The 10,207-nt window shown below is 64.0% G+C and carries 12 protein-coding genes; 4 read left to right on the top strand and 8 right to left on the bottom strand.

Features of this window, described 5'->3' with window-relative positions:
- On the top strand, positions 1 to 587 hold a 587-nt coding region (locus P1U48_RS13070), incomplete at its 5' end, for a DUF6434 domain-containing protein (protein ID WP_301069496.1).
- A gap of 121 nt (positions 588 to 708) precedes the next feature.
- Here the strand turns inward: P1U48_RS13070 and pcaF are convergent.
- Entirely contained in the window at positions 709 to 1,902 is a 1,194-nt protein-coding gene (pcaF, locus tag P1U48_RS13065; RefSeq protein ID WP_301069495.1) for a 3-oxoadipyl-CoA thiolase, read from the bottom strand.
- A 147-nt stretch (positions 1,903 to 2,049) separates the two neighbouring features.
- On the opposite strand from pcaF, the gene P1U48_RS13060 reads away from it, so the two are divergent.
- Complete coding sequence (locus P1U48_RS13060) at positions 2,050 to 2,394, top strand: DUF2794 domain-containing protein (RefSeq protein WP_301069494.1); 345 nt, start codon at positions 2,050 to 2,052, stop codon at positions 2,392 to 2,394.
- Here the strand turns inward: P1U48_RS13060 and P1U48_RS13055 are convergent.
- From P1U48_RS13055 to P1U48_RS13045, 3 genes are all read right to left on the bottom strand, one after another.
- Positions 2,391 to 3,263, bottom strand: a complete 873-nt coding sequence (locus tag P1U48_RS13055; RefSeq protein WP_301069492.1) for an NlpC/P60 family protein — start codon at positions 3,261 to 3,263, stop codon at positions 2,391 to 2,393. The genes P1U48_RS13060 and P1U48_RS13055 overlap by 4 nt on opposite strands.
- Complete coding sequence (locus tag P1U48_RS13050) at positions 3,260 to 4,642, bottom strand: M17 family metallopeptidase (RefSeq protein ID WP_301069491.1); 1,383 nt, start codon at positions 4,640 to 4,642, stop codon at positions 3,260 to 3,262. The genes P1U48_RS13055 and P1U48_RS13050 overlap by 4 nt, the downstream gene beginning before the upstream one ends.
- Positions 4,643 to 4,729: 87 nt before the next feature.
- Positions 4,730 to 5,140: a hypothetical protein gene (locus tag P1U48_RS13045; RefSeq protein ID WP_366142887.1), complete on the bottom strand. Its 411-nt coding sequence runs from the start codon at positions 5,138 to 5,140 to the stop codon at positions 4,730 to 4,732.
- A gap of 133 nt (positions 5,141 to 5,273) precedes the next feature.
- Here P1U48_RS13045 and P1U48_RS13040 point away from each other — a divergent pair, with 133 nt between their 5' ends.
- Positions 5,274 to 5,924, top strand: coding sequence for a carbonic anhydrase (locus P1U48_RS13040; RefSeq protein ID WP_301069488.1), 651 nt, complete (start codon positions 5,274 to 5,276; stop codon positions 5,922 to 5,924).
- A 47-nt stretch (positions 5,925 to 5,971) separates the two neighbouring features.
- Here P1U48_RS13040 and P1U48_RS13035 read toward each other — a convergent pair whose 3' ends face one another.
- Together P1U48_RS13035 and P1U48_RS13030 are read right to left on the bottom strand one after the other, a co-directional pair.
- The gene (locus P1U48_RS13035; protein WP_301069487.1) at positions 5,972 to 7,597 is read right to left on the bottom strand and encodes a DUF4139 domain-containing protein; all 1,626 of its coding nucleotides are present in this window, start codon (positions 7,595 to 7,597) and stop codon (positions 5,972 to 5,974) included.
- Between the two features lie 128 nt (positions 7,598 to 7,725).
- Complete coding sequence (locus P1U48_RS13030) at positions 7,726 to 8,013, bottom strand: YggT family protein (protein ID WP_301069485.1); 288 nt, start codon at positions 8,011 to 8,013, stop codon at positions 7,726 to 7,728.
- Positions 8,014 to 8,162: 149 nt separating this feature from the next.
- Here P1U48_RS13030 and P1U48_RS13025 point away from each other — a divergent pair, with 149 nt between their 5' ends.
- Positions 8,163 to 8,708, top strand: a complete 546-nt coding sequence (locus P1U48_RS13025; protein WP_301069484.1) for an acyl-CoA thioesterase — start codon at positions 8,163 to 8,165, stop codon at positions 8,706 to 8,708.
- A gap of 6 nt (positions 8,709 to 8,714) precedes the next feature.
- Here P1U48_RS13025 and P1U48_RS13020 read toward each other — a convergent pair whose 3' ends face one another.
- Positions 8,715 to 9,587 carry a DMT family transporter gene (locus tag P1U48_RS13020; RefSeq protein ID WP_301069483.1) on the bottom strand — a complete coding sequence of 291 codons (873 nt, stop codon included), beginning with the start codon at positions 9,585 to 9,587 and terminating at the stop codon, positions 8,715 to 8,717.
- Between the two features lie 259 nt (positions 9,588 to 9,846).
- Entirely contained in the window at positions 9,847 to 10,134 is a 288-nt protein-coding gene (locus P1U48_RS13015) for an HU family DNA-binding protein (RefSeq protein WP_301069482.1), read from the bottom strand.
- Between the last annotated feature and the right edge of the window lie 73 nt (positions 10,135 to 10,207).

Here is a 10,207-nt window from a genome sequence, read left to right as displayed (position 1 = left end):
GCAGATACCAGCTTGAATCATGCCTGCGCGGCGATGCGAATCCCATTTGGCAACATGGCCTGAGGAGATACGCAATGTTAACCAACGCCCCATCAGATCCCCGCCCCGACATCGCGCAGATCAGCACTGGCGCAGAGCTGAAACGCTGGTATTGGCGCAAGGATGAGTTGATCGCCAGGGGGCTGGGGCTCAAGACGACCTCGCGAAAGTACGTCATCCTGGAGCGTATCGCGCATTTTCTGGACATCGGCGAAACCACTCATCCCGACGATCAGGCCAGGCCGAAACGATCAACATTCGACTGGCATGCGGAACCGCTTTCGCCGTCCACGATCATCACCGACAGCTACAAGAACACCCAAAATGTGCGGCGATTCTTCAAGGAGATCCTCGGCGAGGATTTCAAGTTCAACATCGCCTTCATGGAGTGGATGACCGCCAACCAGTTCAATCAATTCACCCGTGATTTCCTGGACGACAACCCGACGCTCGGCATCGCCGATGCGCGCCGGATCTGGGTCCGGAAGATCCTGCTGCCCTCAAACACTGGTCGCCATGTCTACGACCCGGGCGATCTGGATCTCTGATCCGAGATCCGAAATCGTCCTGTCCGCTGCCAGGGGGCGGTTAAGCCCTATGCTCCAGCCATAGAAAAAGGCCGCCCCAACCGGGACGGCCCTTTGGTCTTGGATCAGGCCGGAGTGGGTCTCAGACCGCTTCCAGCATCATCGCGATGCCCTGGCCGACGCCGATGCACATGGTGCAGATCGCACGTTTGGCGCCCATGTGACCCATGGAAATACCCGCGGTCAGGGCCAGCCTGGTGCCGGACATGCCCAGCGGGTGGCCCAGCGCAATCGCGCCGCCGTTGGGGTTCACCCAATCGGAGTCATCGGCGATGCCGAGCTGACGAGTCACCGCGAGACCCTGTGCGGCAAAGGCTTCGTTCAGTTCCATCAGGTCAATGTCACCGATTTTGTAGCCCGTCAGCGCCAGCAGTTTTTCCGTCGCCGGTGCCGGGCCGATGCCCATGATCCGCGGCGGCACGCCTGCCGTGGTCATGCCGACGATCCGCGCCCGCGGGGTCAGGCCATATTTCTTCACCGCCGCTTCCGAGGCGATGATCACCGCCGCGGCGCCGTCATTGACACCCGAGGCATTGCCGGCCGTGACCGAGCCGCCCTGACGGAACGGTGCGGGCAGAGAGGCAAGTTTTTCCAGCGTGGTGGCGCGGGGGTGTTCGTCAGTGTCCACCACCTTGGGGTCACCTTTGCGCTGCGGGATCGTCACCTTGGCGATTTCCTCGGCCAGCCGACCCGACGCGATGGCCTTGGAGGCGCGATCCTGCGAGCGGAAGGCGAAAGCATCCTGATCATCGCGGCTGATCTGGAATTGTTCGGCGACGTTTTCAGCCGTTTCCGGCATCGAATCAGTGCCGAAATGCTTGTGCATTGCCCTGTTCACGAAACGCCAGCCGATGGTGGTGTCATAGATTTCGGCCTTGCGCGAAAAGGCGCTGTCCGCCTTTGGCATGACCAGCGGTGCGCGGCTCATGCTTTCGACGCCACCGGCGATGACCACCTGCATTTCACCGGCTTTGATCGCCCGTGCGGCGGTGCCGATCGCATCAAGGCCAGACCCGCAGAGCCGGTTGATGGTGCCGCCCGGAATGGTATCGGGCAGGCCAGACAGCAGCACCGCCATCCGGGCGACGTTGCGGTTGTCCTCGCCCGCCTGGTTGGCGCAGCCGACATAGACATCGTCGACTTCAACGCCGGGATTGCGCGCCATCAGCTGGCGCATCACATCGGCCAGCATGTCATCGGGGCGCACGCTGCTCAGCGCACCCCCGTAGCGCCCGATCGGTGTGCGCAGCCCGTCACAAAGAAATGCCTCGGCCATGATCTATCCTTCCCTTTTTTGGCGGCATGCCAATTTGCCCGCAACCTGCGCAAAAGGCCCGGGATGGTCAAGCCGGGGTGATGCTTTTCCACATGCCCTAAGCGCCAAGGCCCTTGATTTTGGCCGCCATCGTGGCAGGGTTTGCTGATGAACTATGTCCCAACTCCGCCCGGCGGCGGCCAATACATCCCCGAACAGGTGACGTTTCACAAAACGGAGCTGCGGGAGATCAACGGACTCTACGGGCGCATGGTCGCCGCCGGAGAGTGGCGCGATTATGGAATCTCGTTCCTCAGCGATGTCGCGATCTATTCGGTGTTTCGGCGCGCCTCGGAACAGCCACTCTATAGGATCGAGAAACGACCAAAGATGCGCGACAAGCAGGGGATGTATTCGGTGGTCGGGATGGACGGGCGAATCCTGCGCCGGGGTCATGACCTGAAAACCGTTCTGCGGGTGCTGGAACGCAAGCTGATCCGCGCGGTGGATTAAAGCCTGCGCCGGGCAATCACCGCCCCGTTGCCAACCGCTTCGATCCGGGCAATCGCCTCATCCAGCGGTTCATGGACCACCGCCATATAGCCGGCATTGGCATGCAGGATCCGATCCGGATCCGCGACCAGCGCAACATGGCCTTTCCAGAACAGCAGGTCACCGCGTTTCAGCGGCGCATCCTCGGGCAGCACCGCACCCAGTTCCTCTGCCTGCATGTCGCTGTCGCCGGGACAGGCGATGCCGCAGGCCAGGCAGGCGGCCTGAACCAGACCCGAACAATCAATCCCGAAGCCACTGTTTCCGGCCCAGAGATAGGGCACCCCGAGATAGCGTGCCGCCTCGGCGACCAGATCGCTGCCGGGCGGGTCAATTGGCGCAAGCTGCGGCATCGGCAGATAGATGGCGCTGCCGTTGCTGTCCGGCCCGGCCGGCGGGTGAGCGACCTCGGCCCAGTCACAGTGATCGTGGTGGATGGCGTCGACCGTGACCCGCGCCCCGATCGGCAGAAAGCCGGGTTCGCCCTCGGCCTTCAGCGCCGGGTGGCCGCGCCAATAGGTCGGCGCGATGATCCGGTGGCTCGGGTTCCGCCAGTGATCCGACAGCGCCTCGGCCCGGACATAACCGACATAGCCATCGCGCGCGGCATAGCCGAAGGCATAGCCATCGGCGATGTCGAGCACCTCGAACAACTCTCCGAATGCCAGTTCGCGGTCGCGCGCGCCGGCATGCGGGCGCGGGTGGATGGCGGTGACCGGATGCCGGACCTGATGCCGTAGCGGAACGACAAAGCGGTCGGCATCGACCACGCCTTGAAGCGCGATATCCGCGACCCGCCCGTTCGATTTCAACCGTCGCCGGTCGCTCAAATCTCCAGCACCTCGGGCAGTGCCGCAAGGATCGCGCGCCAGCCCTGGCCGACGCCGCCGACCGGACGGCCCGGCGCGGCGCTGGGTTGCCAGCCATATATGTCAAAATGCGCGTAATTCGTGCCCCCGGCGAAGCGGCGCAGGAACAGGGCGGCAGTGATCGACCCGGCAAACCCGCCCTTGGGCGCATTGTCGAGATCGGCAATCGCCGGTTCGATCATCTTTTCATATGGATCCCAGAACGGCAGCTGCCAAACCGGATCGGCGACGCGCAGCGCCGCTCCGTTCAGAGCGGCGACAAAGCCTTCGTCATCGCTGTAGAATGGCGCCAGATCCGGCCCCACCGCGACCCTTGCCGCGCCGGTCAGAGTCGCCATCGAGATCATCAGATCCGGCGATCCCTCGGCCCCATAAGCCAGCGCATCGGCCAGTACCAACCGGCCTTCGGCATCGGTGTTGTTGACCTCGACCGTCAGCCCGTTGCGGGCGGTCAGCACGTCGCCGGGGCGAAAGGCATTGGCGGAAATCGCGTTTTCCACCGCCGGGATCAGCACCCTGAGACGCAGGTTCAGCCCCAGCTCCATGATCGCGCGGGCCAGGCCCAGCACATTGGCGGCACCGCCCATGTCCTTTTTCATCAGCCCCATCGAGGCGGCGGGTTTGATGTCCAGCCCGCCGGTGTCGAAACAGACACCCTTGCCAACCAGGGTCAGTGCCGGGCCGTCGCTGCCCCAGGTGAATTCGATCAGCCGGGGCGCCTCTTCGGCGGCGCGCCCGACCGCGTGGATCATCGGGAAATTCTGGTCGATCAGTTCCGCACCGCGCAGCACCTTGATGGTCGCGCCATGGGCATCGGCCAGGGCGGTGGCGGCGGCTTCCAGCGCGGCGGGGCCCATATCGGCGGCGGGGGTGTTGATCAGATCGCGGATCAGCGCCTCGGATCCGGCGATGGTTTCCAGCCGTTCGGCTTCCACCCCCGGCGGCGCGATCAGCCGCGCCTTGGCGCCGGTCTTGGATTTGTAGCGATCAAAGGCATAGCCCGCGAACAGCCAGCCCAGCGCCACCTGATCCAAATCATCACCAGCATAGGTGTCGTCGAGTTGCCAGATCGCTTCCGGCAGCTTGGCGGCGGCGGTGGCGACAAAGAACCGTCCACGGCGGCGGTCGGCGGCAGAGCCGAGGCCGAACAACGCCCCGGCGGGGGCGCCATCCACGCCCGGCAACACCAGCAGCTGGCCCAGCGCACCGGTAAATCCCGATCCCCGCGCCCAGGCGGCGCTGCGCGCATCCTGCGCCTCGATCCAGGCCTCGGCGGTTTCGGTGGACAGAAGCGTCAGTGGCAAGGCATCAGACCCGGCGGGGGCGAAAGTCAGCGGCATGGGAACCCTCATCAGTTTGCGCCGCTAACCTACAAGAGTGCCGCGCACCTGCAAGGGCCCGTACCCGGAGAGGGCCGCGGCCGCCGCTCAGAACCGCATGTCGTGCCGATCCCAGATCGCCGCCAGAGATTGTTCACCAATCCGCATCAGCCGCGCCAGAACCGCCGTCAACGCCACCTCATCTCCGCGATCGACGCAGGCGATCACATCGCCCGCGACCCGGGCCAGCGCATACATGCCGATCTGGTCGGCAATCGCGACCAGCGCCCTCGCGCTCTTGCGTATTTCAGCGTATTTTCCCTGACGAAACTGCCGCTCGGTAAAGGACAGGCGCACCGCCAGTTCCTCCATCGCGCGGCAAATGATGTTTTCTGCCTCCTGCTCGCCAAGCTGGCTGGTCAATTCGGCCAATCTGTCCCGATCCAGGCGCACGCGTTCGTCGCTGGTCAGGATTGCAACGCGATCCTCCATCTCACCCTCGTATTCCCTATGCTCCACCGCCAAGGATGCGGCGGCTTTGTTCCCAAATGATTGAGGTGAGGGACGATAGCGCTGTCGATTTTTCACGAATGCGTTCCATCAGCGCACGCCACAGGCTATATCCGGTTCAGACAATTTGATGAGGATCAGGATGCAGTTTGCCAAACCCCTGCCTACCTATCTGGTGAAGCGCTATCGCGGTTGGAAAGCGACCTCTTTTGCTGAAAATCGCGCCTGGTACCGCCATCTGGCGGACGAAGGCCAGCACCCGCGCGCCATGGTCATCTCATGCTGCGACAGCCGGGTGCATGTGACCGCGATCTTTGGTGCCGATCAGGGCGAATTCTTTATCCACCGCAATATCGCCAATCTGGTGCCGCCGCACAAACCCGATGGGTTGCAGCACGGCACCTCGGCGGCGGTCGAATATGCCGTCGCCGTGCTGAAGGTGGCGCATATCATCGTTGTGGGGCATTCCAATTGCGGCGGCGTCCAGGGCTGCCTGGACATGTGCTCCGGCCATGCCCCCGAGCTTGAGGAACAATCGAGCTTTGTTGGCCGCTGGATGGATATCCTGCGTCCCGGCTATGAAAAGGTGAAGGATCTGACCGATCCGATCGAACAGCGTCAGGCGCTGGAAAAGGAATCGGTACTGGTCAGCCTGGAAAACCTGATGACCTTTCCCTTTGTGTGCAAGGCAGTGGAAGAGGACAAGCTGACGCTGCATGGGCTGTGGAATGACATCGGCGACGGCGGGGTCGAGGAATTCGTGCCCTCAGAGGCCCGGTTCCGCCCGGTCTAAGCAAAGACAGAGGGCGGCCCCGGTCAGGGCCGACCCCTGCCTGGGCCTCAGCGCAAAACCTTGTCGGCGGGCCATTTCAGCTGCTGGTCCAGACGGATGGTCCGTTCCGCCCCAGGCTCCAGCATCAGGTTCCAGCCGAGGATGCCACGATTGCCATCGACGTCTTTCTGGCTGGGCGCCGGGGTGGCGGTCCAGTCGATTTCCAGATCTTCCTGGTTCGAATAGGGCACCTGATCCAGCAGATGCACCGCCCAGGCCTCGCTGGTCAGGTTGCGCAGCCCGATCTCGACCCGCTCTTCGATCTGGTTCGAGCGGTTGATGACACCGCGGTCGCCCTCATTGCGGTCCAGCACCCGACGGGTCAGCCGCAACCCCTCGATCGGGCCAAAGCTGAACTCGGCCCGATCCCCGGCGGCGACAAGCGCGGTTTCGCGCAGCCCGACAAAGGTGCCGTTCAGATAGAATTCGGATTGGTCCGAGGGCAGGATGATCTCGTCCGCGCCATTCACGAACCCGGCCATCAGAAACGCGGTTTCATCGCGGATCGGCACCGCGCGGGCGGTGATTTCGGGCTGAAAGCTGAGGCTGCCCAGGGCGATGCGCAATTCGTCGGCGCCGGTGGCAATGCTGACCGGGTTGCCATAGCTGTAAGTCACGCTCAACCCGTCATAGCGCGCATCGGCGACCGCCATCACCGGTTCCGGTGTCGGCGCCAGCCCTTCCTCGGCATCCGGGGCGCCGGCCCCATAGCTTTTTTCCGACCGAGTTGTCGGGGCATCCTGATCCTCGATCCGGCGCAGGATCGGGTAGAGCACACCGGGATCGGTCTTGCCGGTCGGGCGCACAGTCGACAATTCCAGCGCGACATTTTCCCAGTTCTCACCGGACCATTGCGCCACATAGGCGCCGCGCCCCAGTTCCAGCGAGGGGGTCGGGCCGCGTTCCAGATGGAAATCATAGATCGGGCGCCAGCCGGCGGCGCCGGTGACATAGCGCACGGTGAGGCTGCCCTCGGTCGCTTCGGGCACATCCACGGCGATGGCCAGGTAGGACCGGCTCTTGGTTTCGACATCCAGCGCCGCCAATGCCTGTTTGGCGCGGTTCAGATCCTCAAGCAGCGCCTTGGTGGCCTGATCGGCGGCACGCGCGGCGGTTTCAGCGGCCAGCGCCTGACGTTCGGCGGTCAGGGTTTCCTCACCGACCATGCGGGACATGTCGCGCAAGGCATCGACCCCGGCCCCGGCCAGGCCATCGGCTGTGCTCAGCCCCTGCAGAAAGGCGATCCTCGCCCGGGCCGCCTGCGCCTCGGCGCGAATCGACTGGGCCGCGTCGCGCGACGCCTCGAGCGCCTGTTCGGCGCGGGTCACCTCGGCCTCGGCGGCGGCAATGGCAGCGCGGGAATCCGGGTCGCGTGGCGGGGTCAGGTCATCGCGGATGGTCACCGATCCCAGGGTCACCCCGGCGGCCTCGATCCGCAGCCCACCGATGTCGCGCACCGGCATGTCGGTAAGGATCAGCCGGTGTTGACCAGCCGGGGCGCTGAACCTGGCGCTGCGGGTCAGCGAAGCGCCGGAGGGAAACACCGTCACCGCCTCGACCCGGCTTGGCACCGCGATATCGGCGGCCAAAGCAGGCAGCGGCAGGATCAGCGAAAGGAACAGAGCAATGCGCATCAGGGTCTCCGGATTTGGGGCTTTGCCCGAGGATGGCCAGTGACGGCGGCGAAAGGCAAGTGACATTGCCGTTCCCCCGATGCGACTGGCAAAGCTCCGCCCGGGCAAGGCTCCGCCCGGGGCCGTGATCAGACGAACAACCCGATGTTGTTGGCCAGAACGATGCGGATCGCGTAGAGCGCGATCAGCACCACCAGCGGCGCCAGGTCGAGGCCACCCATTGGTGGCAAAATACGCCGGATCGGGCGATACATCGGTTCGACAATCCGGTTCAGCCCCTGCCAGATCTGCGCGACCAGCGGCTGCCGCATGTTCAGAACCGCGAAATTGATCAGCCAGGACATGATGATATGGGCGATGATAAAGAACCAGACGATGTCTAGGATCAGCATCAGAATTTGGAACAGGCTCAGCACCGGCGGCACTCCTTGGCAGGGTCAGAGCCCTAGGTAGGCAATGCGGCGCCCTGGTGCAAGGTCGACGCGTGGTCGCGGTTGACCTTCTGGTGCAACGCGTGTTGATCTCTCGCTGCAGTGCGGCAAGGGGCCGCGCAGGAGGTCACCATATGTATCCCTTTGCCCGACTCACCCTTCAGGCCCTGCGCTGGCGCAACCAGCCGCTGGATCCCTGGGGCACCCATGTATCGCATCACATCGTGATGCCCTGGGACCTGGATTTCATGGGCGAGCTGAACAATGGCCTGACCCTGACCTTCTACGACATGGGCCGGATTCCCTTTGTCCTGCGCATTGGCGCCTGGAAGACATTTCAGAAAAACGGCCTGTCGCTGACCATCGCCGGCAGTGCGGTGCGCTATCGGCGGCGGCTGACCCTGTTTGAAAAGTTCGAACAGCGGACAAGGGTGGCCGGTTGGGATGCCCGGTTCCTCTATTTCGATCAGTCGTTCTGGATTGATCCGGACACCTGTGCCGGTCAGGGGGTGTTCCGCGCCGCAGTGGTGCGCAACCGCAAGATGGTCAATATGGAGACCGAGGTGATCCCGCTGCTCGACCGCCCCGAGCTCCATGATAACCGCCCGCATCTGCCCGAGTGGATGGTGCAATGGGCCGCCGCCGAATCCGCCCGACCCTGGCCGCCCGAGCGGGCCTGATCCGCCCTATTCGGTGCCGCGCGCCCGCCCCAGCTGCACCATCAGGATGCCGATCGCGACGATCACCACACCCAGGATATCGCGCCCGCTGATCTGTTCACCCAGCACCAGCGCGGCGACCAGAACCCCGAAGAACGGGTTCAGGAAATGAAACACCGAGGCGCGGATTGCGCCGATGTCATTGACCAGGGTGAACCAGATCCAGGTCGCCAGCAGGCCGGGCACCAGGACGGTATAGACAAAGGCAACGACCAGCGACCAGCTGAGGTCAATCCACCACTCCTCCAGCAGCAGCGCGGCGATGCCCAGGCAGGCGGCACCGACCAGCATCTGCAAGCCCACCACCATCAACACATTGCCCCCAGAAGAGGCGCCGCGTGCGGTCAGCGTCGCCGCCGCCAGTGCCAGGGTGCCAACCACGCAAAGCGTCAGCCCCAGCGGATCGGCGCCGCCGGACAGCCGGGCGCCCATGATCACGATCACCCCGCCGAACCCCAGGCCCAGCCCGACCATGGCCATCGCGGCCAGCCGTTCGCCAAAGAACAGCCGGTTCGCCAGCGCCACGATCAGCGGCATCGCCGAGGCCATGATCGAGGCCAGCCCGGCCTCGATCCATTGCATCGCCACAAAAAACAGGCCCAGATAGATCGCATTCTGGCAGATCCCGAAAATCACCGTTGCCCGGCGCTGACCCACGGTCAGCCGCCAGGATTGGCCCAGCGCCCGTGCCAACGCCACGCCGATCACCCCGGACAGCAGAAACCGCAGGGCCAGCGAGGTCAGCGGCGGTGCATGAGAAACGATCACTCTTGCCGAGGTGAAGGCCGATGACCAGAACAGCGCAAAGGCCAGCCCCAGCCCGAATGCTTTCCACCCCAATTGTCTGCCCCTCCGCTGTGATCGCTCGACACAAACACAGCCGCCGGATCGGGGAAAGGCCCGCTGGCTTCCTCTGGTCAGAAATATCCCGGGGGGAGGCGCCCCGCAGGGGCGACGGGGGGCAGCGCCCCCTTCTGACCTCAACGACCTGAGGCCGCACTTTCAGAAGATCGCCCAATGAAAAAGGGCCGCGACACGCGCAGCCCTTGCATCCACCTGATCTGGCCGCTGCGCGTCGCCGCGCGGGCCGATGTCAGAGTCAGCCGTTGACGCTGTCTTTCAGCGCCTTGGCGATCGTCATCTTGACCACCTTGTCGGCTTCTTTCTTGAATTGCTCGCCGGTGGCAGGGTTGCGCACCATCCGCTCGGGACGTTCGCGGCAATAAATCTTGCCAACACCAGGCAGGGTCACAGCGCCGCCGCCCGACACTTCCTTGGTGATCACGCCGGTCACGGCGTCCAGAGCCGCAGAAGCGGTCTTTTTGTCTGCGCCCATTTCTTCGGCCAGTGCAGCCACCAATTGGGTCTTGGTCATCGGTTTTGCCATTGCTGGTCTCCCTATACTGCCCGATCTTGGGCCACATTCCGGAAATTTAACCGGATATTGAGGTCAAACACAA

It is taken from the genome of Pseudooceanicola sp. (assembly GCF_029213205.1).
Classification (GTDB): domain Bacteria; phylum Pseudomonadota; class Alphaproteobacteria; order Rhodobacterales; family Rhodobacteraceae; genus Pseudooceanicola.
Note: the sequence above shows the minus strand (reverse complement) of the source record. Positions and strands in the feature narration are given on the sequence as shown.